This is a genomic window from Ilumatobacter sp. (assembly GCF_049588435.1).
Lineage (GTDB): Bacteria > Actinomycetota > Acidimicrobiia > Acidimicrobiales > Ilumatobacteraceae > Ilumatobacter_A.
On sequence record NZ_JBAVYV010000340.1, the window covers coordinates 1 to 22,118 of the forward strand.

A 22,118-nucleotide genomic window follows, 5' to 3' on the forward strand; every position below is an offset into this window, starting at 1 on the left:
ATGGGGTTCCCATCCGATCTGGACATTGCGTCGCAGGCCACGCTGAGGCCGCTCGACGATGTCGCCGCGAGCGCGGGCATCCCGCTGGAGCACCTGGAACCGTACGGATCCGGTGCGGCCAAGATCCAGCTCGAAGCGATCGAGAAGATGCGCGACCGCCCGCGTGCCAAGTACGTGGTCGTCTCTGCGATCACGCCGACGCCACTGGGTGAGGGCAAGACGACGACAACCGTCGGGCTCGGCCAGGCGTTCCAGCACATCTCGAAGGTCGGCGTGATCGCGATCCGTCAACCGTCGATGGGCCCGACGTTCGGCATCAAGGGCGGAGCAGCCGGCGGCGGCTACAGCCAGGTCGTGCCGATGGAGCTGTTGAACCTCCACCTCACCGGCGACATGCATGCGGTCACGGCCGCCCACAACATGTGCTCCGCGGCACTGGATGCGCACCTCTACCACGGCAACGAATCGGGCCTCGACCAGCACAACATCACCTGGCGACGCGTGCTCGACGTGAACGACCGGGCGCTGCGCAACACCGTGATCGGCCTCGGCGGGCGCCTCGACGGACTGCCCCGCGAGACCGGATTCGACATCACCGCCGCCTCCGAGGTGATGGCCACCCTCGCGCTGTGCACCTCCCTCCAGGATCTCCGTGAGCGCCTCGGCCGGATCGTCGTCGGCTACACGAAGTCCGGCACACCGGTGACCGCCGAGGATCTCCAGGTCGCCGGTGCGATGGCCGTCATCCTGCGTGAGGCGATCAAACCGAACCTGATGCAGACGCTCGAGAACACACCGGCGCTGGTGCACACCGGGCCGTTCGGCAACATCGCGACCGGGAACTCGTCGATCGTCGCCGACCAGATCGGCATCCACATGGGCGACTACCTGATCACCGAGGCCGGGTTCGGTGCCGACATGGGTGCCGAGCGGTTCTTCAACATCAAGTGTCGGGCATCGGGCCTCGCCCCCGATGCCGCCGTGCTCGTCGCGACCGTCCGCGGGCTCAAGGCGCACTCCGGAAAGCACCACATCGTCGCCGGCAAACCGCTTCCGGAGGAGATCCTGCGCGAGAATCCCGACGAGGTCCACCAAGGTGGCGACAACCTCCGCAAGCAGCTCGAGAACATGCGCATCCACGGCTGCACACCGGTGGTCGCGATCAACGTGTTCCCCGGCGATCACGACGGCGACATCAACGCGATCAAGGAGATCGCCGCCGAGTACGACGCCCGATCCGCCGTGTCGACTCACTTCACCGACGGCGGGAAGGGTGCCGTCGAACTCGCCGAAGCGGTCGCAGAAGCCGCCGCCGAGGAGAGCACGTTCGAGGTGCTCTATCCCGACGAGATGTCGTTGCGCGACAAGATCACGACGGTCGCCCAGCGCGTGTACGGCGCCGACGGCGCATCGTTCAGCCCGCAGGCGACCACCCAGCTGGACAACTACGAGGCGAACGGATTCGGCAACCTCCCGGTGTGCATTGCCAAGACGCACCTGTCGCTGAGCCACGACGCGAAGCTGAAGGGGGCACCGACCGGGTGGATCCTTCCGGTCCGCGAGGTCCGAGCGTCGGTCGGAGCCGGGTTCGTCTATCCGATCTGCGGCGACATGCGCACGATGCCGGGACTCGGCAAGACGCCCGCGCTCCAATCCATCGACATCGACGAGCACGGCGACATCGTCGGCCTGAGCTGATCGGAAAATCATGGCGATCAAACCGTCCAGCTTCCCCCCGGCCTCCCGCTCGCTGCGCACCCGCAAGCGGTTGCTCGCCGGCCCCGATGCCGAGCACCTGCGCAACATGGTCGAGACGGCGACGATCGAGTTGGTCCCGATGAAGTCGCTCGACCGCGCCATCTCCGAACTCCGGCCCGCGTCGACGATCTCGATGACCTGCTCCCCGGCCAAGTCGATCGAGGCGACACTCGACGCGGCCGAAGAACTGATCGCCGCCGGACACCGCGTGACCCCGCACATCTCGGCGCGTATGGTGCAGACACCGGACCACCTGCGCAGCATCCACGAACGACTCGGGCAGCTCGGGATCCGCGAGATCTTCCTCGTCGCCGGCGACGCATCCCCACCCGGCTACCTGTTCGACGCGATCGAGTTCCTCGACGAATTTCTGCGACTCGACGACGCCGACGGTTCGCAGCACCGCCAGATCGACCACATCGGGTACACCGCGTACCCCGACGCCCACCCGATCATCCCGGAAGAACAACTCCACGCTGCGCTTCATCGCAAGCAGGGGATGATCCTCGCGTCGGGACGCACGGCGCACGTGTCGACGCAGATGTGTTTCTCACCGGACGAGATCCGCGGATGGCTGCGACGCGAGCGCGACGCCGGGTTGACCGTTCCCGTCCACCTCGGCATCCCGGGCGTGCTCGAGATCACGAAACTGATGACGACCGGCATGCGCCTCGGAGTCGGACCCTCACTCCGATACCTGAGCAAGAACCGGCGGGCCCTCCGTCGGCTGATGACGCAACGTTCGTTCGAGCCCGACACGCTGCTCCGACCGCTCGCATCCGACCTCGCGCCGCTCGGCGTCGACGGCATCCACCTCTACACGTTCAACCAGGTGGACACGACCGAGCTCTGGCGCGAGCGGACCCTCACCGAAGCGTCATGATTCCGTCTCGGATGCGGCGTCGCGACCGTTGGCGTGGTGACCGCGGGTATCGAAGCGGTCGTCGGCGGACCGATGTGTGTGGCGCTGCGTCGAGACCGTCTTGCCGACCCGCCGGGTGACCTTGACCGGGGCGGACACGAGCTTGAACGCACCGCTCGTCGCCCGTGCGGGGAACGGGACGTACGGAACTTCCCGTTCCTTCGGAATCGCCTCGCGGAACACCATCCGGTACGAGATGAACGCGACGATCACGGAGAAGAACGCGCCCATCGTCCAGAAGAACAACACGGGGCTGAGCCAGGCCATCAGCGGCGCCGTCAGGAGTGGACCGCAGAGGGCACCGGCGCCGTTGAGCCGCACGAGGGTGCCCGACGCACCGACGGTCTTCTCGACGGCGGTCCAGTCGAGCGTGTACGACACGACGAGCGAGTAGAGCGGAAAGAGCGCACCGCCGATCCCGAACATCACCAGCAACATCAACGAGCTCTCGTTCGGGACCACGATGCCGAGCGCGCACACGACCGCCGCTGCGACCGACACGCCGAAGATCACGTTGCGCCGCAGGAACCGGTCCGACAACTTGCCGACCGGCCACTGCATCACGACGCCGCCGACCATCGGGGCCAGGAGGAAGAACGCGGTCCGCTCGATCGACAGTCCTGCCGCCGTGGCGAAGACCGCCGACAGCGCGAACACGACACCGGTCGCCGCTCCGCTCATGAAGGACCCGATCACCCCGGTGGGGACCACGCGCGCCAGCTCCCGCGCCGGTACCTTCTCGGGCAGCCTCACCGCCGGTGCGGTGATGTTGCCGGCGAGCGTGACGGGGACCAGCGCGATCGACACGAGGACCGACGACAGGACGAACAGACGGAACGTGCTCGGATCGGCCAGGGTGATCAGCATCTGACCGAGCCCGAGCCCACCCATCGAGACGATCATGTAGACCGCGAGCGTGCGGCCACGATTCTGGGGGGTGGAGAGCTCGTTCAGCCACGACTCGATGACGATGTACAGCCCGGCAAAACAGAAGCCGAAGATGAATCGCATCAACACCCACGTGGGCGCATTGACCGAGAGCGAATGGACCAACACGACGGTCGAGGCCATCGATGCGAGGCCGGCGAACACTCGGATGTGACCGACCGACGAGATCATCCGCACGACCGCGGACGGTGCGATCAGGAAGCCGGCGAAGTAGCCGGCCATGATCACGCCGGTGACGACGAGCGTGAAGCCCTCGTCGACGGACCGCACGCCGATGACCGCGCCGTTGAGACCGTTGCCGATCATCAACAGTCCGAGGCCGAGGAACAGCGGCCACATCCCACGTACCCCGTGGCCCGACATCCGCGTCGTCAACTCGGGGTGATCGACGCTCGAGACGACATGCGTCGCGGCGGAGGTGTCCAATTCGGTGTCAGCCAGGGCGACGATTGTAGATGTCGCGGCGGGCGCCTGACGCACCGGGCGAGGGTCAACGACCACGGAGACGATCGATCTGACGCCGGTCGCGTTTGGTGGGACGTCCGGCGCCCCGATCGCGTTGCGCGAACTCCGCCTGCTTGATGCGTTCGGGCACCGGCGGCGAGAAGTCGACATAGCAGTCGACGGCGATCGCAGCACCGACACGCTTCACGATCACGCGCGTCACCTCGACGATGCGGGTGCGGTCACCGAGGCGCGCCTCGACCCGGTCTCCGACCGTGACCGGGGTCGACGGCTTGGCCGACTTGTCGTTGACCGTCACGTGACCCCCACGGCACGCAGCGGCCGCGTCGGGACGGGTCGAGGTGAGCCGGACCGACCAGAGCCACTGGTCGATGCGAGCCGTCGGCGTGTCGCCGGAGGTTGTCGGTGGACGTGCGATCCGTCGAGTGTCGCACACCCGATGCACGTCGGTGCCTGGCACCAACGCGCATTCTCGCGATGCACATTGGTGCCAGGCACGAATGTGCATTCGGAAGTTGCGTACTATTTCTTGCAGGGAGGTTGACAATCACGCAGTGCGTGATAAAGTACGCATCAAGAACCAGGGCCAAGCGCAACCGAGCGCACCGGCCTCACACACTCAGGAGAGAATCATGAATGTCCCCACGCAGATCACCGAGAACATCGACCTGGCCGCCAAGACCGCCGTCGACACCCACGAGCGCTTCCTCGACAGCGTCGTCAGCATCCACCGCACCGTCATCGACAACGCCGTGAAGACCGCCGACCGGCTCCCGAGCGTCGAGTTGCCGCTGGCCGACAAGCTCCCGACCCCCGCCGAGACCGGTGACCGCTACCTCGACTTCGTCGAGCAGGTCGTCGCTGCGAACCGCGATTTCACCGCCAAGGTCGTGGGCATGCTCCCGACCGGCGTCGCCCCCGTCGCCAAGACCAAGGCGACCAAGGCCGCCAAGTGACCGCTGCCGCCCGACGGCGGCACAACTGAACACGAACGAGCCCGGACCCTCTCCCCCCTCGGTCCGGGCTCGTTCGCGTCTCGACCCGAGACGGACGCCCAACGGATCTAGGATCGAGCGAACATGACCGACTCGAACTCATCAGGCAGCGGGGCATTCGGTGACTTCATCCGCAGTCAGCGCAAGCTCGCCGAGATGTCGCAGCGCGAGCTCGCCAAGGTCGCGGACCTCTCCGACGCCTATCTCAGCCAACTCGAACGGGGGCTGCACGAGCCGTCGGTGCGAGTCCTCCACGGACTGTCCGATGCGCTGAACGTGCCCACCGAGCGGCTGCTGCGATTCCTCGGTCGCCAAGAGGAAGGCGACGACACGGAGGACCGCGAGGTCACCACCGAGTCGGCGATCCTGCTCGACGAGGCGCTGACCGACGTCCAGAAACAATCCCTGCTCGACATCTACCGCTCGTTCGTCACCGCGAACGGGCTCTGACGACGTTCTTCCCCTGGTTCGAACCTCCTCGGACGCGGACGTACTCTGCACCGCTGCCGGTTCCCCCTGCCAGACTCGTCGAGACATCCCCCTCGAAAGGTTCCCCATGCGCACCACCATCACCGCCTGCCTCGCAGCCTCCCTCCTCGTTCTCGCCGCGTGCGGCGGAAGCGACGCCGACACCAGCGACAGCGACCCGGGCGACACCGTCACCACCGAAAGCGACAGCGACGACAGCACGGAGTCCAGCGGGGCACTCGACGGCGAGCAGGGTCGGGTCGCGGACCTCCTGATGAGCGGCGCCGCGGACTCAGGCATCGAACTCGACGAGGACTGCGTCAACGAGAACGTCGGCCAACTCACCGACGACGATGCGCAGGCGATCGCGGATGCCGGACTGACCGGCGAGGTCGAGGTCTCCCCGGAGGCCGATGCGATCGGGGACACGGTGTTCAGCGACTGCATCGACGCCGAGAGCTACGCGATCGCGACCGCCGAGGCCATGGGAGACGTCGATGAGACGGTCGACGTCGACTGCTTGAAGGACGCGCTCAGCGGCTTGACCCCCGACGAGATCGACGATCAGTTGTTCGACGAGGCAGCGAGCTGCATCACCGGGGAGTGATCGGCTGAGCGATCAGACGAGTTCGAGGTCGCGCTCTCGGTCGCGCTTCTCGGCGTAGCGGTTGGCGACGCGTTCGCTCGTGGCCATCCGCTTCATCAGCCGCTCCTGAGCGATGGCGCCGTCGCCGGACAGGCCGGAGATGTTGCCGGCGTCCCACTGACGCAGGACGACCGGGGCGAGGATCTGCTCGTGGTGGATCTGCAGGTCGTAGATGCCGGCCTTCGCGATCCGCCGCGAGTGGGACTCGAAGTCGGGAATCCCGGTGCCGGGCATCGAGAACTTCTTCACCTGTCGCTCCATCGCGATCATCATCGTGTTCGGGTCGACCTCGACCGCCGCTGCCGCAAGATCGCGATAGAAAAGCTGATGCAGGTTCTCGTCGGCACAGACCCGCTTCATGACGTCGTAGCCGACGGGGTCACCGATCTGCAGCCCGGTGTTGCGATGCGAGATGCGGGTGGCGAGTTCCTGGAGTGCGAGATAGACGAAACCGTCCTGGAGCGTCTCCGGGCTCGGCGTCTCGCCGCGTGACACCTGCGCCATGCGGCCGCGCTCCAGCTCGACGAGGTCGATCGCACGCGTCGCCGCGAGGTATCCGTAGATCACCATCGAGTGGCGACCCTCCTCGGCGGTCCAACGGCGCACCCAGGTGCCCCAGGGTCCGTCGGCACCGAACATCGACTCGACCGTGCGAAAGTAGTACGGGAGGTTGTCCTCGGTCAGCAGGTTGACGTACAGGGCACTGCGGACCTCGGGGGTCAGCTGGTGGCCGTCGAGATCGGCGTCGCTCTCGGTCCACTGGTGGCCGACCTCGAAGTCGCGCCCGCGCGAATGCGGAATGTGTTCGTGAGGGAACCACTCCTTCGACGTCTCGAGGTGGCGTTCGAGGAGTTGTTCCACCACTGGCGTCAACTCGAAGAGGATCTCGTTCTCCTTCACGGCAGCCAGCCTACCTTCCGGCAGGTAGGGAGTCGAGTCGCGTGAGCCAAGTCACGCCGTCGAGATGTCGTCTTCCGAGTCCTGGATCGCGTCGATCCGGGCGATCGCCTCGGAAACCACCTGCTTGGGAGGCCGATCGAGGTGACGGGCTGCAGCGACGACGTCATCCCACTCGAGGCTGCGGTTCGCGATGTCACCGTCCCGGATCGCGGTCTTGACCCGGATTTCCTGGCCGTCGACGTGGATCACGGTGTCATGGCGGGGCAACGTCTCGCGCTCGACGAGGTGGCGCCGGACACCGATCGTCGTGGTCTCACGGAAGATCGCCGCACTCACCGCGTCGACGCGGTGAGTGGCGCAGAGCGCACTGAACGTGTGTGCCGGGCGGCCCTTCTTCATCACGATCGGGGTGACCCACGCGTCGAGCGCGCCCGCGACCATGACCGCCGCGATCGCTTCGGGCCACATCCGCGGGTCGAGATCATCGATGTTCGCGTCGATCTGGACGACCGTCGACGTGGGATCGGCGCCGATCGCCCCTCGACCGGTGCCGTCGCCGATCACGAGCCGGCACAGGTTCGCCACCGCATCGGAGTCCCGCGTTCCGGCGCCGGCCCCGATCGACTCCACGGTCATCGTCGGCATCGATCCCCAGTGATCCACCCATTCGGCCAGCAATGCGGCGCCGGTCGGTGTCGTCGATTCGTGTGGTGCCGGGCCGGCTGCGACGTGGCCCACGCCGCGCAACACCTCGAGCACGGCGGGCGCGGGAACCGGGATCGGGCCGTGTGCCCCACGGGTCATCCCGCTCCCGAGGCAGAGCGTCGAGCAGTGCAGTTGATCGAGGCCGAGGTGGACGAAGCCGGCGCAGACCCCGACGATGTCGGCGATCGAGTCGAGGGCACCGACCTCGTGGAAGTGCACCTCGTCGAGCGATGTGCGATGGACCGCTGCCTCCGCCTCGGCGAGGCGCCGGAAGGTCGCGACCGCTCGCTCCTCGATCGACGCGTCGCATACCTGCAACAACTCGATGATCTGTGGGAGATGACGCAGCGTGTCGGCCTCCGCAACGTCGACGTGGACCTTCGTCGCCCCGAGGCCTCCCCGGGTTACCGCTTCGACGCGCAGCGCGATGCCGAGGTCGAGCCGATCGATCGCCGAGCTCAGCACGCCGATCGGGACGCCGACGTCGACGAGCGCGCCGAGCAGCATGTCGCCACTCGCACCCGCTGTTCCGTCGATCCAGCCCGTCGTCACGACCGCGGACCTCCCAACAGCGACAACATCCGCACAACGGCGCACGCCGCCCCGAACCCGTTGTCGATGTTGACGACGGTGACCCCTTGGGCGCAGCTGGCGAGCGAGCTGTGGAGTGCCGTGGTGCCACCGGTCGCGACGCCGTACCCCACCGAGGTCGGGACGGCCACGAGCGGCGATGCGACGAGTCCGCCCAGCACCGACACCAGCGCGGCATCCATGCCGGCCACGGCGATGACGACGTCGGCCGCGCGGATGTCGTCGAGGCGCGCTTCGAGACGCCACAGACCTGCGACGCCGACGTCGACGATCATCTCGCACGCGACGCCGCTGAACTCGAGGGTGCGTACCGCCTCGGCTGCCACACTCGCATCCGACGTGCCGGCCGCCACGACCGTCACTCGTCCGGGCCGCGTCGGCAACCGTCCGTTGAGCATCGCCGTGCGGGAGAGCGGATCGACGGCGAGCCGGTCGAGCAGCGCAGCCGGGAGTGCGTCGAGCTGGTCGTCGGTGATGCGGGTGAAGAGGCGCGGGTCCGATGTGCTCCGCGCGAGTTCTCCGACGATCGCGACCACCTGATCGACCGATTTGGTGCCGCACAGGACGGCTTCGGGCATCCCGATCCGTGCGAGGCGGTCGTGGTCGTGCTGGTGGGTCACGATGCGGGCGACCCCGCCGCACCGACGAACGCCCGACCCGGCTCGTAGGCCCGATCGTCGAGGTCGACTGTCGCGATCGACGGCTCGACCTCGACCATCACGCGCGTGACGTCGGCGAGGACCTCATCGGTCAGGTAGGGCCGGTCCTCGTCGGCGACCTCGATCAGCACGGTCGTCTCGTTCACGCGGCAACGGACGACCCCGATGCCGGTCCGGTCGCGCACGAGTAACTCTCCTGCCTCGATCGCCCGGAGCCGGGACGGCGTGACCCGGGTGCCCGTGTAGAGCCGGCTCGCGAGACAGGGCGATGCGGGCAGCTCCGCGTCGGGCAGACCGAGGTGGCGGGCCACGGCGCGGACGTCCGACTTGGTGAGCTGCGCCTCGATGTAGGGATGGCGCACCGAATGCTCGGCCGCCGCAACGAGCCCGGGGCGATACTCACCGAGATCGTCGAGGTTGGCACCACTCAGCACGACCGCAGCGGTGACCGACGAACTGCGGGCGAGCTCGTCGACGGCGTCGTACAGATTTCGCTTGCAGTGGTAGCAGCGGTCGACGGGGTTCTCGAGGTACGACTCGTCGTCGAACTCGCCCGACCGGACGAGCCGGAGGTCCCACCCTTCGCGCTCGGCATACGCCACCACGCGAGCGGTTCCATCTCCGGGGACAGCGGGAGTGACGGTGTGCGCGACCGTGGTGGCCGCCGAGTCGGCGCGGTGCGCCACGGTGGAGAGCACGAGCGAGTCGATTCCGCCACTGCACGCGACCACACGACGGTCGATCCCGGACAGAACGGCGCCCAGGCGGTCGAGCGCGGCGGACGCGTCCGGACGCGCGGTGATCGAGACCTGCATCGCGCCCATTGTCGCAATCTCCCGCCCAGGATCCTCGTCCGGACCGCCGAGTGGAGTGATCAGACCGGCAAGTAGTTCGAATCGAGCCGCGGGACCGACGCCGGTGAAGCGTCCGAGGCTGAGTCCGCCGCGGACGACCCGTCGACCACGACGATGCCGTCGGACACGAGCTTGACGAGGTGGCCGAGCACGCTCGATCCGGCTGGACGATGCAACTCGACCCGGACATCGACGTAGAGGTCCTCGACGATGTCGGGGATCGTGTCGAGGCCGCGGCGCACGGCATCGAGCACCTGCCGCTCGCGTTCGAGGCGGTGATCGACGAGATCTCCGACGAAGCGACCGGGTCGCTCGATCGGCGAACCGTGCGTCGGCACCGCGACGTCGTCGCGTCGTCCGGCCACCATCCTCAGCGAGTTCATGTAGGCGCCCATGTCGCCGTCAGGCGGAGCGACGACGGTCGTGCTCCACCCCATCACGTGGTCACCGGTGAACAGGATCCTCCCGCCCGCGCTGCTCGTCATCGCGAAACACGAATGGTTCGACGTGTGCCCGGGCGTGTGCAGCGCCGCGACGCTGATCGCGGTGTCCGTGAAGACCACGTCGCCGGAACGGACCTCGACATCGGGGACGAACGCCGTGTCCGTCGACTCCTCGAGCTTCGGCTCGTCGGGACCCGTCGGCTCGTCGTCGGCCACGTCGGTCGGCTCCGGCCGTCCGAAATCGTCCGGGAGGGCGCCGATGTCCCATTCGACCGTGGCCGCGCCGTGTGGCCCGTAGGCGTAGGTCGGCGCGCCGGTCTCGTCGCGGAGCCACGCCGCGAGCGGTGAGTGATCGGCATGACAGTGGGTCACGAGGATCGCCCGCACCGTACGGCCCGTCAATGCACCGGCGAGAGCCTCGCGGTGCGACGGGAGAATGGGGCCCGGGTCGATCACGGCGACGTCCTGTCCGCCTCCGATGATGTAGGTGCCGGTCCCCCGGTACGTGAACTTCGACGGGTTCTCGGCGATCACCCGGGACACGCCCGGGAGGATCTCGTCGCCCACGCCGTAGACGAACTCGTCCGTCTCGAGCGTCACGTAGTCCATCGGTCGACCCTTCGCATCACGGTCTCACTTCCAGGGAAGCGGGACGATCCGCCCGACTTCGACGCCACGCCCGAGGACGATCACATCCGTCGTGTCGCGCACGTCGGACTGCGCACCGTCGACGTCGACACCGAGCACGCGCAACATCTCGGTCGTCACCGCGCGCCGAGCTGCGTCGGACCCGTCGGAGACCTTGAGCGCGGCACATCGACCGTCCTCGAGGGCGAGCGCCATCACGCCCGAGGCGCCTTCCTTCGCGATCAGTCCGGGGACCGCCTCCATCCACCTCGTGACGTCGCGATCGACTCCCCCGACCAAGCCCGGTTCGGCCGTCATCGCCTTGACGACGGCCGAGCGTTCGTGCTGCAGGGTGGCGAACGCGCGGGCGACATCGACCACCGGCATCAGATGTGTCGGTGCACCACAGCCGTCGATCCCGACATGGGACACCGAGCCGCCCGACCGTCCGGCCAACCGGTCGGTCTCGACGTGGATCGCGACCTGGAGCGGATGGTCGAGATCGAGATACGAGTCGATCGGCCAATCGTTGACGCGACAGGTCGCGAGCATCGCAGCGTGCTTGCCCGAACAGTTCTGCTGGAGTGCCGACGGCCCGACACCCGCCGCCGTTGCAGCGCGACGAGCACTCGTGCCGTACGGCCGGTCGGGGGTGTTCGCGAGATCGTCGACACCCAGGCCGTGCAGTTCGAGGATCTCCAACACGGCCGCGAGGTGACGCTCCTCGCCGGAATGGCTCGCGCAGGCCACTGCGAGGAGCCGCGACGGCAGATCCAGACCGGCACGCACCATCGCCGACGCCTGGAACGGTTTGAGCGCCGACCGTGGATAGATCTGCAGCTCCGGGTCGCCGATCGAATGCTCGATCGAGCGGTCGGCGGCCACGATCGCACCGGCACCGAAGTGCAGCGACTCGTCGACACCGCTGCGCGTCGCGACGGCCACCGGCGCGAACGAGTCGTCCGAGAAGCGGGTGCCGTCCACCAAGACACTCATCCGGCTTCCCCCGCGGTGGACGCTGCGCCCGGAGATCGTCCGGTCGGGGACACGTCGGTGAGGGGGTTGTCGACGACGTCGAAGCGCTGGCCCATCCCGCCGACGAGCGCCTGAACCATCGCTGCTGCGGGCAGCGCCAGGATCGCTCCGACCGGACCGAGCAGGGCAGCGCCGGCGAGTGCGGCTCCGAACGCGACGGCGGGGTGCATCTCCATCGTCCGTGCCGTGATGCGCGGCGAGAACAGATAGTTCTCGATCTGCTGGTAGGCGATGATGAAGATCAGCACGATCAACGCATCGACCGGCGAGATGATCACGGTCACGAGCAATGGGAGGATCCCGGCGAGGTAGGTCCCCACGACGGGGAGGAACTGACTCATCAAGCCGACCCACAACGCGAGCGCGATCGGCGCCGGCGTGCCGATCGCCTGGAACAGCACCCAGTGTGCGACCGCCGAGATCAACGCGAGCAGCGCCCGGGAGTAGAGGTAGCCACCGGTCTTGGTGATCGCGACGTCCCACGCCCGCAGGACCTGCTCCTGGCGGGTGGGACGCATCCGCGAACACAGAGCACGGCGCAGCTTCGGACCGTCGGCCACCAGGTAGAACGTGAACAGCAGCACCGACAGCCCCTGGATGATCACCGACACCACCGCGAGTGACAATCGGACGGCTTCATCACCCTGGGATTGGATGAACTGCTGCACCCGTCCGTTCGGATCGGTGAATTCATCCACCACCGACTGCGGGTCGAAATTGGTCCCGAACGTCGAGTTGATCCAGTCGACCGATTCTCTGATGTAGGTCTCCGATTCCGACAGCAGATCGGCGATCTGCGTGCCGACCAGCGTGCCGACGGCCGTCAGGAACCCGACGAAGACGACGAACACGACGAACAGGATCGACAGGGTGGCGGTACCGCGACGCCAGCCGCGGCGAGCCAGCAGGTTGACCCCGGGCTCGATCGCGAGCGTCAGGAAGATCGAGACGAGCAGCAGCACCAGCAGTCCGGACAACCGCGAGAACACGTGGCGAGCCACGAACGTGAGCAGGAAGCCGAGCCAGAAGATCGCGATGGTCGGAACCGCCCAGCGCGGCACCCTCCGCTCGATCGGAGCGTCGTCGGGCGGGCCGCTGGACGGCCCGAGGTCGCCCGCGCTCGCGTGATCGTCGATCGTCACAGGTCGGAACGTACCGCGTGACGAGCATCGCCCGGGTAACGCGATGCGGCGGGCATCGCGGTGCATCCCCGACGAATCGGTGAAACGATGGGCCGGTGCATCGTCGAGCGGATCGAACAGAGTGGTCCAGGTGACCGAGTCGTTGCGTACATGGCTCGGTGCTCAGGTGCGCACGCGCGTCGTCGGTCCCGATGCCGCGCAGCGAGCGAGTGAGCTGCACGGCACGCGAGCACCCGGGTGGTTCGACGAGGACGCTCCGATCCGGCGGGTCCACGCAGACGCCTCCATGTTCATCGGCGGGCTGCGCGCGCTGCTCTTCCAGTCGCTGCATCCGCTCGCCATGGCCGGCGTGGCGCAGCATTCCGACTATCGCCACGACCCGTGGGGCCGTCTCCAGCGCACCGCCGATTTCGTCGCGGCCACGACATTCGGACCGGCCGCGGAGGCACAGCGTGCCGTCGACGTCGTCCACCGGGTCCACACCCGCGTCGTGGGCGTGGCCGCCGACGGCCGGGAGTACGCGGCCAACGATCCACACCTGCTCCGATGGGTCCACGTCGCTGAGCTCGACAGCTTCCTCACCGCCCACGACCGCTTCGGCGAACGCCCACCTCGTCGGTCGCGAACGCGACGCGTACGTGGCCGACGCGGCCGTCATCGCCCGGGCCCTCGGCGCAGAGGAACCACCCACCACCGAACGGCAACTGCGCGACCAGCTGCGGGCGTTCCGTCCCGAGCTGGGCGGGACGAGTGAGGCACGCGCCGCTGCTCGATACCTCCTCGCTCAGCCACCCCTCCCCGTTGCGGGACGGCCCGCCTACCTCCTGATCGCTGGCGGCGCCGTCTCGCTGATGCCCGCATGGACACGCTGGCCGCTGCGCCTCCCCTGGCTCCCGCTCACCGAGGCGACGTTGGGTCGAGCCGGCGGCGACGGCGTCACCAGAGCGCTGCGCTGGGCGATGGTGCCCGACGACTCACTCCGGTGAGAGTCCGGACCGAGGGGTCGTCTCACATCTCACCGGAGCGGTGCCACGCCTCGTTCCGGTGAGAGTCCGGACCGAGGGGTCGTCTCACATCTCACCGACGACGGGTGGGTTCAGAGCAGGCGTTTCGTCGTCACGTCGACCCAGCGCGCGACCCGCTTCTCGTTGACACCGAGATCGCTGCGCCCGAATCTCGATCGGGAGAAGATGGCGATGGTCGATCCACCGTCGTCGAGGTCGATGAACCGAACCGACACGTAGTCGGGAAATCCGAACACATAGCTGCGCTGGACGTAGGTGACGAATCCGTCGGCCGCCTTGCCGGCGAGCACCTCGACCCGGCCCTCCGACATCGCCTCTCGATCGAAGGCGGTCGCCAGCCGTTTGGCGGTGACGTCGTAGACCGGCGGGTGGCCGTCTCGGCGCGGGTGCCGTTCGACGACCGCGTCCGCCGGGATCAACCGGTACCAGTTCGGCGTCGACGGCGCCGGGGCAGTCAGCGGGTCGACGTGCCACTCATCGGGGTCGGAGGCGACCCGATTGCGCAGGTAGGCGCCCACGAGCGCGACGCCCAAGATGGCGAGGAGGACCGGGGCCAGGACGAGCACGTGACCGACCCTACGCAGCCGACCGGAGGACGGGGGCGAGATCGCCGCGGTCGCCGACCTCGACCCCGGCCGTCAGCCCGAGCCATTCGGCCATCTCGTTCAGTTCGGCGATCAGCGACGTGGCGATCACGTCCGGATCGTGGCCGGGTTCGGCGTACGCCCCACGCACCAGGAGGCGTCCCGTCGAGCGATCGGCTTTCAGGTCGACGCGGGCGACCAGTCGATCACCGAGGAGGAATGGCAGGACGTAGTACCCGAAGACCCGTTTCGGCCGCGGCACGTAGATCTCGATCCGGTAGTGGAAGTCGAACAGCCGCTCAGCTCGATCGCGGAACCAGACCACCGGGTCGAACGGGCTGAGCAGCGCGCGGGCGCGGATCCACCGCGGCAGGTGCGCGTCGGGATGCATGAAGGCGGTCTGCTTCCAGCCATCGACGGTCGTGGCGACGAGTCGGCCCTCCTCGACGAGTTCCGCGATCGCCGAGCGGGTGTGAGCCAGCCGATGATAGTCCGCGAGGTCGGCCGCGGTTCCGACACCGTGGTAGCCGGCGGCCAGAACGAGCAGTTCCTTCTTGGCGTCGTGCTCGGTCGGGGCCGGCAGGTTCAGGATCCGCTCGGGGATCACCCGCTCTGCGAGGTCGTAGACGCGGCCGAAGTCGTTGGGACGCCGAGTTGCGGCCACTTCCCCCGACTGGAACAGGTGCTCGAGCGCCAACTTCCCGTCGTCCCAGTCCCACCACTGACCCTTCGGCCGGTCGCGCATCGCGAGATCGCTGGCGATGAGCGGCCCGTCGGTGCGCAACCGCTCGCGGACCGAGTCGATCAGATCGGGACGCTCCGCGGCGAAGCGCCGCATGCTCTTCCACCGGGGGTTCCCGTCCATCGCCCACTGGTAGAGCGGGCGCTGCTCGACCGGGACGTGACACGCTTCGTGGACCCAGTACTCGAACAGCTCACCGTCGGCGGTCGCGTCGGGGATCAGCGATCGCGGGTGGGCGCCGAGACGCGCGAACAGAGGCAGTTCCTGACTCCGCACGAGCACGTTGACCGAATCGATCTGGATCAGACCGATGTGCTGGAGCACTCGGCGCAGGTGACGACGGTCGATGCGGCCCGTCGGGCGCGCCGCGCCGAAACCCTGCGCGTACAGCGCGATCCGACGCGCCTGCGAAGCGGAGAGCTCCCCCATCTCAGTGCCGAAAATGCGCGTCGGTGCCTGGCACCGACGCGCATTTCTCAGTCGGCTTCGGTGATCGCGACCGAGTTGATGACGACGTCCTCGTGCGGACGGTCGCCGCGAGCGGTCGGCACGTTCTGCATCGTGTCGAGCACGTCGAGGCCCTTGACGATCTGACCGAACAGGCTGTACTGCGGCGGGAGGCCGACGCCGGACGCACCCGACACCAGGAAGAACTGGCTGCCGTTCGTGTTTGGACCGGCGTTTGCCATCGCGACCGAACCGATCTGGTACTCACGCGGCTTGGGGAGCTCGTCCTCGAATTTGTAGCCGGGACCGCCGGTGCCCGTTCCGGTCGGATCGCCGCCCTGGCACATGAAGCCGTTGATGATGCGGTGGAAGATCACGCCGTCGTAGTAGTGGTGCAACGCGAGGAAGACGAAGTTGTTGACCGTCTTCGGCGCCTTGACCGCGTCGAGCGCGATGACGATCTCACCGAGCGTCGTGTCGAGGGTCGCGGTGTAGCGCTTGCTGGTGTCGATTCCCATCTCCGGCGGTCCCGGGAACTTCTGGGACTTGGGAGCGGAGCCGTCGAGGGGCGGAAATGCTGTAGCCATGGATCCGCAGGGTATCGGTGTCCGCAGATTCGCGAAGGCCGCTGTCAACGGTGTCGGGCACCGGACGACAGGGGCTCAGTTCTGCGAGTTGTACGTCGCGATCAGCGCGTTCGATGCGGCTGCCGCGTCGGCGAGGATCTGCTCGACGTTCCCCCCGGCATAGGTGGCAGCCACCGCATCGGCGGTCTGGGCTCGGATCTGGCGCAGCGGGCCGAGCGCCGGGACCACGGCCGACGGATCGTCGACCGTCGGCAACAATTGGTCGTACGCGACGCGATAGCGGGGGTCGGATTCGTACAGGTCGGCGATCGGATCGAGTTCGACAGCATCGCTGCGCACCGGGACATAGCCGGTCGTCGCTGCCCACGTCGACTGGGTCTGGGCGTCGACGAGATACTGCGTGAAGTCCCACGCCGCTGCGGTCACCTCGTCGCTCTTGCCCGCGGGGATCCACACCGACGCACCACCCGGCTGAACGGCGGGGACATCGCTCGGACCCGGCATCGGTCCGATGCCGATGTCGTCGGTGGTGAGGCCGGGCGCGACACCCGATCCGAGCGCCGCGATCACGCTCGAGATCGCGGCCGAAGTCGCGATGGTCGAAGCCGCCGGGGCCGCACCATCGATCATCTTGAGGAACGTGTCCTGCCCGCCGGAGTTGTCGCCGACGGTGATCGCGAGCCCCGACGACGTCATGTCCTGGAGGTACGTCAGGAGCTCGACGCCCAGGTCGTTGTCGAACAGCACCTGCGTCGCCGGCGCCAGCCGCCCGTTCCCGTTGTCGGCGAAGAGCTCGCCGGCACGCCCGAACCACTGCTCGAAGAACCAGCCGCCACCCGAGTCACGTCCGGAGTCGAGTGCGATCCCGTAGCTCGCCGCGCCGCTGTCGACGAGTTGCTGGGACGTCGAGCGCAGGTCGTCCAGCGAGATCGGTGTCGTCTCGGGATCGAGCCCCGCGGCCTCGAACATCTGGCGGTTGTAGTAGTAGACGGGGGCGGACACGTTGAACGGCATCGCCCACTGGATCCCCTCGAACACGTACGTGTCGGCGACCCGGGGCAGCACCGGAGCCATGTCGAACCCGTCGGCTTCGATGCACGCCCCCATCGGGACGAACGTTCCCGACTGGGCGAACGACTGCACGATGTACTCGGGGAGCTGCACGATGTCCGGGCGGCTCCCGACGCCGCCGGCGATGTACTTGTCGATCGCGGACTCGTAGGCCGTTTGATTCTGCAGGGTGACCTGGACCCGATCCTGATTGGCGTTGTAGACGTTGACCAGATCGATCAACGCGGTCTCCAACTCATTCGCCATCGCGTGCCAGAACGTGATCGCGACCGGACCGTCCGCCGCATCGAGCGCATCGACCGGGCACGGCGGGAACTCGTCGATCGCCGCGATCGTCGTCGTCGGGCCCGCCGTCGTCTCGGGCGCCGGAGCATCCTCCGCGGTCGTGTCGTCGGTCGGGTCGTCCGTCGGATCCGTGTCAGCGACGGCGCTGTCGACGGGGGCCGCCGTCTCGGTCGCAGGCGCGCTCGGATCGTCGTTGCCCGCATCGAGGACCGACGGGCCACCGGTACACGCCGTCGCCACCAGGAGGCCGGCCGCAGCGACGACCGTCAGCCCGCGTGCACGCACGCTCACCCCTTCACCGCTCCGGCGGTCAGACCGCGGATCAGTTGCTTCTGGAAGATCACGAGCACGATCAGAATCGGGATCGCGGCGATGACGGTGCCCGCCATCACGAGGTTGGGTTGGTCGAGGTTCGACTTGCTGAGCAGGCGGAGGCCGCTCTGCACCGTGTTGCTGTCCGCCTCGTTGATGATCAGGCTCGGCCACAGGTACTGGTTCCACGACGACAGGAAGCTGAACAACGCGAGTGCCGCGAGCGTCGGGCGCACGAGCGGCACCGCCACGTGGCGGATGAAACCGAGGTGGCCGATCCCGTCGAGGCGCGCGGCATCGCGCAGGTCGATCGGAAGGTCGAGCAGCGCCTGACGGATCAGGAACGTTCCGAATGCGGTGGCGAGGAACGGCACGACCAGCGCCTGATAGCTGTTCAATCCGCCGAACGGGATGTGATCGCCGACGATCGGCAACGAGAACGGAAGCGTGATGCCGGCCTCGATCGTTTGGAAGTTGACGAACACCGTCGCTTCGAGCGGGACGAGCAGCGTCGCGAGGAACGCGTAGAAGACGATGCGGCGACCGGGGAAACGGAGGTAGGCGAACGCGTAGCCCGACAGGAGCGACGTGACGACCTGCGCGGTCGTGATCACGACCGCGACGACCGTGGAGTTGAACAGATACCGCCCGAGCCGACCCGACGTCCACGCCTCACGGATCACATCGAGCGTGAAGGAGTCGGGAACCAGCGGATTCACCAGGAACTGGTCGCTCGGCTTGAATGCCGAGATGACGGTTGTGTACACGGGGAACAGGACGGCGATCGCGATCACGATCATCAGCGCGTAGCGACCCACGAGCCGGCCACCCCGTGGCTGATCCCAGGTGTGCGCGCGGCGTTCGTCCCTCGGCTTCTCGACCTCCTTCTCGGACGCGGCGGTGCCGGGAGCAGGCGCGGGCACGCGCACGTCGGTCATGCGATGCTCGCCCGACGTCCGAGTCCGCGCAGCTGCAGTCCCGAGAGGAGCAGCAGGATCACGAACAGCAACACGGCACCACCGGCCTGGAGGCCCGGGTCGCTCGCGATCACCGACGACTCGCCGTAGACGAAGTACGTGATCGTGGTGGTCGAGTTGCCCGGGCGCGGCCCACCGTTGGTGAGCAGGTCGACCTCACCGAACGTCTGGAACGCGCGGGTCGTCAGCACGATGATGACGAAGACGAGCGTCGGTCCGAGCAGGGGAACGGTGATCTTCCAGAACCGCATCGTGCCGGTCGCGCCGTCGACCGCCGCTGCCTCGTGCAGTTCACGCGGAACCGATTGGAGCGCTGCGGTCACGAGGATGAAGGTAAATCCGAGCCCCGCCCACACGCTCGACATCGCCACCGACGGCAAGGCGGTCATCGGATCCTGGAGCAGGCCGGGATTCTTGATCTTCGGGAAGAACGAATTGATCCAGTCGATGTTCGCCAACGCACCGACCGACGGCTGGAGCAAGAACAGCCACATCAGGCTGGCGACGGCGACCGAGGTGGCGATCGTCGACGAGAACGTGGTCCGGAAGAAGCCGACGCCGCGCAGGTGTTTGTCGGCGAGAACCGCGAGCCCGACCCCCAGGATCAGCCCGAGCGGCACCGTGATCAACGCCAGGATCACCGTCGCGCGCAGCGCTCCCTGGAACTGCGTGGAAATGAAGATGTCGTAGTACTGGTCGAAGCCGTTCGACGTGCACACATCACCGAACGCGTTGCAGCGCTGCTGACCGAGCCACACCGCACGCCCGAGTGGGTAGACGATGAACAGGCCGAGGATGAACGCCGACGGTGCGAGCATCGCGACGGCGATTCCCAGGTCCTTCCAGGTCCAGGATCGTTGCCCCACCGATGCCACGGCCGAGACTGTAGGTCGGATCGGGCAAACGGCAGGCGACCGAGCGATGAACGCTCGGCTGCCCTATTCCCGTGACAACGCGAAAACCTGTCACGGAGCAACGATCCGCCACGGTCACACCCCGCCGATAGGGTGAATCAACAGTTTCCACCACACCTTTCGGGAAGAGGGAAGAGACGCCAACATGTTCGAACGCTTTACCGACAGAGCCCGCCGCGTTGTCGTGCTCGCGCAAGAGGAAGCTCGCCTCCTCAACCACAGCTACATCGGCACCGAGCACATCCTGCTCGGACTGATCCACGAGGGCGAAGGTGTCGCAGCAAAGGCACTCGAGTCGCTCGGCATCAGCCTCGAAGCCGTGCGGAGTCAGGTCGAGGAGATCATCGGTCAGGGTGGCTCGTCGCCGTCCGGGCACATCCCCTTCACCCCGCGCGCCAAGAAGGTCCTCGAGCTGTCGCTGCGCGAAGCACTGCAGCTCGGCCACAACTACATCGGCACCGAGCACATCCTGCTCGGGCTGATCCGTGAGGGCGAGGGCGTCGCCGCCCAGGTGCTGGTCAAGCTCGGAGCCGATCTGTCCCGCGTTCGCCAGCAGGTCATCCAGCTGCTGTCCGGATACCAGGGCCCCTCCGGTTCATCCGGTGGTGGTTCCGGATCGGGTGCGACCGGTAGCCGCGAGGGAGCGACCGCCGGCGTCGGTCCCGGCTCGAAGGACGGCGAGGAGAAGGGCGGCAACTCCCAGATCCTCGACCAGTTCGGCCGCAACCTCACCCAGGCCGCGCGCGACGGTCAGCTCGACCCCGTCATCGGTCGCAGCCGCGAGCTCGAACGCACGATGCAGATCCTCAGCCGTCGCACCAAGAACAACCCGGTGCTGATCGGCGAGCCCGGCGTCGGCAAGACCGCGATCGTCGAGGGCCTCGCCCAGAAGATCGTCAACAACGACGTTCCCGACACGCTCACCAACAAGCAGCTCTACACGCTCGACCTCGGCTCGCTCGTCGCCGGGTCGCGCTACCGCGGCGACTTCGAGGAGCGCCTCAAGAAGGTGCTCAAGGAGATCAAGTCGCGCGGTGACATCCTGCTGTTCATCGACGAGATCCACACGCTCGTCGGCGCCGGTGCCGCCGAGGGTGCGATCGACGCGGCGTCGATCCTCAAGCCGATGCTCGCCCGTGGCGAGCTCCAGACCGTCGGCGCCACGACTCTCGACGAGTACCGCAAGCACGTCGAGAAGGACGCAGCCCTCGAGCGCCGCTTCCAGCCGGTCAAGGTCGACGAGCCCACGCTGGCGCACACGATCGAGATCCTGAAGGGGATCCGCGATCAGTACGAATCGCACCACCGGGTCACGATCACCGACCAGGCGTTGGTCGCCGCGGCGAACCTCGCCGACCGCTACATCTCCGACCGGTTCCTCCCCGACAAGGCGATCGACCTGATCGACGAGGCCGGGTCACGCCTGCGCATCAAGCGCATGGCCACCCCGCCCGACCTGCGCGAGATCGAGACCAAGCTCGCCGACGTCCAAGAGGCGAAGAAGACCGCCGTCGAGGAGCAGCAGTTCGAGGAGGCCGGCCGTCTCCGTGACGAGGAGAAGAAGCTCCTCGAGGAGAAGGCGGCCAAGGAGGTCGAGGTCAAGGAATCGGGCGTCGACCTGTTCGACGAGGTCGACGAGGAAGCCGTCGCCGAGGTGCTCTCGCTGTGGACCGGAATCCCGGTGTACAAGCTCACCGAGGAGGAGACCGAACGTCTCCTCAACATGGAGACCGAACTCCACAAGCGGATCATCGGCCAGGAGAACGCCATCAAGGCGGTCAGCCAGTCGATCCGTCGTACCCGTGCCGGCCTCAAGGACCCGAAGCGCCCGTCGGGCTCGTTCATCTTCCTCGGCCCCACCGGTGTCGGCAAGACCGAGCTCGCGAAAACGCTCACCGAGTTCCTGTTCGGCGACGACCAGTCGATGATCACCCTCGACATGTCCGAGTACATGGAGCCGCACGCGGTGAGCCGCCTCGTCGGCTCGCCTCCCGGCTACGTCGGCTACGAAGAGGG

Annotated in this window: 21 protein-coding genes and 1 pseudogene; 7 read left to right on the forward strand and 15 right to left on the reverse strand. The window is 67.4% G+C overall.

The features are described from left to right. Both WBV89_RS13195 and WBV89_RS13200 read left to right on the forward strand, forming a co-directional pair. Window positions 1-1,698 (forward strand): formate--tetrahydrofolate ligase (locus WBV89_RS13195; RefSeq protein ID WP_423981813.1); only part of this gene is annotated, 1,698 nt, incomplete at its 5' end. Window positions 1,699-1,708: 10 nt separating this feature from the next. Continuing rightward, a complete protein-coding gene (locus tag WBV89_RS13200; protein WP_423981814.1) occupies window positions 1,709-2,641 on the forward strand; it encodes a hypothetical protein in 933 nt (310 codons plus the stop codon). On the opposite strand, the gene WBV89_RS13205 is transcribed toward WBV89_RS13200, so the two are convergent. Together WBV89_RS13205 and WBV89_RS13210 are read right to left on the reverse strand one after the other, a co-directional pair. Next, entirely contained in the window at window positions 2,636-4,108 is a 1,473-nt protein-coding gene (locus WBV89_RS13205; protein WP_423981815.1) for an MFS transporter, read from the reverse strand. The genes WBV89_RS13200 and WBV89_RS13205 overlap by 6 nt on opposite strands. A gap of 10 nt (window positions 4,109-4,118) precedes the next feature. Further along, window positions 4,119-4,511 (reverse strand): RNA-binding S4 domain-containing protein, encoded by a 393-nt coding sequence (locus WBV89_RS13210; RefSeq protein WP_423981833.1) that lies wholly within the window; start codon window positions 4,509-4,511, stop codon window positions 4,119-4,121. Window positions 4,512-4,725: 214 nt separating this feature from the next. On the opposite strand from WBV89_RS13210, the gene WBV89_RS13215 reads away from it, so the two are divergent. From WBV89_RS13215 to WBV89_RS13225, 3 genes are all read left to right on the forward strand, one after another. Continuing rightward, window positions 4,726-5,049: a hypothetical protein gene (locus WBV89_RS13215; protein WP_423981816.1), complete on the forward strand. Its 324-nt coding sequence runs from the start codon at window positions 4,726-4,728 to the stop codon at window positions 5,047-5,049. Between the two features lie 123 nt (window positions 5,050-5,172). Next, window positions 5,173-5,538, forward strand: coding sequence for a helix-turn-helix domain-containing protein (locus WBV89_RS13220; protein ID WP_423981817.1), 366 nt, complete (start codon window positions 5,173-5,175; stop codon window positions 5,536-5,538). A gap of 106 nt (window positions 5,539-5,644) precedes the next feature. After that, window positions 5,645-6,163 carry a hypothetical protein gene (locus tag WBV89_RS13225; RefSeq protein ID WP_423981818.1) on the forward strand — a complete coding sequence of 173 codons (519 nt, stop codon included), beginning with the start codon at window positions 5,645-5,647 and terminating at the stop codon, window positions 6,161-6,163. 12 nt (window positions 6,164-6,175) lie between these two features. On the opposite strand, the gene WBV89_RS13230 is transcribed toward WBV89_RS13225, so the two are convergent. The 7 genes from WBV89_RS13230 to WBV89_RS13260 are packed head-to-tail and all read right to left on the reverse strand — an operon-like array spanning window position 6,176 to window position 13,158. Further along, entirely contained in the window at window positions 6,176-7,102 is a 927-nt protein-coding gene (locus WBV89_RS13230) for an acyl-ACP desaturase (protein WP_423981819.1), read from the reverse strand. 51 nt (window positions 7,103-7,153) lie between these two features. Then, entirely contained in the window at window positions 7,154-8,359 is a 1,206-nt protein-coding gene (gene larC / locus WBV89_RS13235) for a nickel pincer cofactor biosynthesis protein LarC (protein WP_423981820.1), read from the reverse strand. Further along, the gene (gene larB / locus WBV89_RS13240; protein ID WP_423981821.1) at window positions 8,356-9,018 is read right to left on the reverse strand and encodes a nickel pincer cofactor biosynthesis protein LarB; all 663 of its coding nucleotides are present in this window, start codon (window positions 9,016-9,018) and stop codon (window positions 8,356-8,358) included. The genes larC and larB overlap by 4 nt, the downstream gene beginning before the upstream one ends. Beyond that, the gene (locus WBV89_RS13245; RefSeq protein WP_423981822.1) at window positions 9,015-9,872 is read right to left on the reverse strand and encodes an ATPase; all 858 of its coding nucleotides are present in this window, start codon (window positions 9,870-9,872) and stop codon (window positions 9,015-9,017) included. Before WBV89_RS13245 ends, larB begins: the two co-directional genes overlap by 4 nt. 59 nt (window positions 9,873-9,931) lie before the next feature. Next, window positions 9,932-10,963: an MBL fold metallo-hydrolase gene (locus WBV89_RS13250; RefSeq protein ID WP_423981823.1), complete on the reverse strand. Its 1,032-nt coding sequence runs from the start codon at window positions 10,961-10,963 to the stop codon at window positions 9,932-9,934. Between the two features lie 24 nt (window positions 10,964-10,987). Continuing rightward, on the reverse strand, window positions 10,988-11,977 hold the full coding sequence (locus WBV89_RS13255) for an asparaginase (protein ID WP_423981824.1): 990 nt from the start codon (window positions 11,975-11,977) through the stop codon (window positions 10,988-10,990). Beyond that, entirely contained in the window at window positions 11,974-13,158 is a 1,185-nt protein-coding gene (locus WBV89_RS13260) for an AI-2E family transporter (protein ID WP_423981825.1), read from the reverse strand. The genes WBV89_RS13255 and WBV89_RS13260 overlap by 4 nt, the downstream gene beginning before the upstream one ends. 121 nt (window positions 13,159-13,279) lie before the next feature. On the opposite strand from WBV89_RS13260, the pseudogene WBV89_RS13265 reads away from it, so the two are divergent. Continuing rightward, a pseudogene (locus tag WBV89_RS13265) lies at window positions 13,280-14,144 on the forward strand (oxygenase MpaB family protein). A gap of 110 nt (window positions 14,145-14,254) precedes the next feature. Here WBV89_RS13265 and WBV89_RS13270 read toward each other — a convergent pair. The 6 genes from WBV89_RS13270 to WBV89_RS13295 all read right to left on the reverse strand — a co-directional run bounded on the left by WBV89_RS13270 (window position 14,255) and on the right by WBV89_RS13295 (window position 20,063). Further along, the gene (locus WBV89_RS13270) at window positions 14,255-14,749 is read right to left on the reverse strand and encodes a DUF1499 domain-containing protein (RefSeq protein ID WP_423981826.1); all 495 of its coding nucleotides are present in this window, start codon (window positions 14,747-14,749) and stop codon (window positions 14,255-14,257) included. A gap of 10 nt (window positions 14,750-14,759) precedes the next feature. Next, window positions 14,760-15,938 carry a winged helix-turn-helix domain-containing protein gene (locus WBV89_RS13275; protein ID WP_423981827.1) on the reverse strand — a complete coding sequence of 393 codons (1,179 nt, stop codon included), beginning with the start codon at window positions 15,936-15,938 and terminating at the stop codon, window positions 14,760-14,762. A 47-nt stretch (window positions 15,939-15,985) separates the two neighbouring features. Then, window positions 15,986-16,543 (reverse strand): peptidylprolyl isomerase, encoded by a 558-nt coding sequence (locus WBV89_RS13280; RefSeq protein WP_423981828.1) that lies wholly within the window; start codon window positions 16,541-16,543, stop codon window positions 15,986-15,988. A gap of 75 nt (window positions 16,544-16,618) precedes the next feature. Then, window positions 16,619-18,190 (reverse strand): extracellular solute-binding protein, encoded by a 1,572-nt coding sequence (locus WBV89_RS13285; protein ID WP_423981829.1) that lies wholly within the window; start codon window positions 18,188-18,190, stop codon window positions 16,619-16,621. Beyond that, entirely contained in the window at window positions 18,187-19,149 is a 963-nt protein-coding gene (locus tag WBV89_RS13290; protein ID WP_423981830.1) for a carbohydrate ABC transporter permease, read from the reverse strand. The genes WBV89_RS13285 and WBV89_RS13290 overlap by 4 nt, the downstream gene beginning before the upstream one ends. Then, entirely contained in the window at window positions 19,146-20,063 is a 918-nt protein-coding gene (locus WBV89_RS13295; RefSeq protein WP_423981831.1) for a carbohydrate ABC transporter permease, read from the reverse strand. The genes WBV89_RS13290 and WBV89_RS13295 overlap by 4 nt, the downstream gene beginning before the upstream one ends. Before the next feature lie 184 nt (window positions 20,064-20,247). Between WBV89_RS13295 and WBV89_RS13300 the strand changes: the two genes are divergently transcribed. Continuing rightward, window positions 20,248-22,118: ATP-dependent Clp protease ATP-binding subunit (locus WBV89_RS13300; RefSeq protein ID WP_423981832.1), on the forward strand; the 1,871-nt coding region annotated here is incomplete at its 3' end.

Bases quoted from the DNA above. Each gene is read 5' to 3' on its own strand.
- WBV89_RS13245 (WP_423981822.1), bottom strand. From the start codon at position 9,872: ATGCAGGTCTCGATCACCGCGCGTCCGGACGCGTCCGCCGCGCTCGAC.
- WBV89_RS13275 (WP_423981827.1), bottom strand. From the start codon at position 15,938: ATGGGGGAGCTCTCCGCTTCGCAGGCGCGTCGGATCGCGCTGTACGCG.
- WBV89_RS13200 (WP_423981814.1), top strand. From the start codon at position 1,709: ATGGCGATCAAACCGTCCAGCTTCCCCCCGGCCTCCCGCTCGCTGCGC.
- WBV89_RS13220 (WP_423981817.1), top strand. From the start codon at position 5,173: ATGACCGACTCGAACTCATCAGGCAGCGGGGCATTCGGTGACTTCATC.
- WBV89_RS13255 (WP_423981824.1), bottom strand. From the start codon at position 11,977: ATGAGTGTCTTGGTGGACGGCACCCGCTTCTCGGACGACTCGTTCGCG.
- WBV89_RS13225 (WP_423981818.1), top strand. From the start codon at position 5,645: ATGCGCACCACCATCACCGCCTGCCTCGCAGCCTCCCTCCTCGTTCTC.
- WBV89_RS13215 (WP_423981816.1), top strand. From the start codon at position 4,726: ATGAATGTCCCCACGCAGATCACCGAGAACATCGACCTGGCCGCCAAG.
- WBV89_RS13280 (WP_423981828.1), bottom strand. From the start codon at position 16,543: ATGGCTACAGCATTTCCGCCCCTCGACGGCTCCGCTCCCAAGTCCCAG.
- WBV89_RS13250 (WP_423981823.1), bottom strand. From the start codon at position 10,963: ATGGACTACGTGACGCTCGAGACGGACGAGTTCGTCTACGGCGTGGGC.
- WBV89_RS13290 (WP_423981830.1), bottom strand. From the start codon at position 19,149: ATGACCGACGTGCGCGTGCCCGCGCCTGCTCCCGGCACCGCCGCGTCC.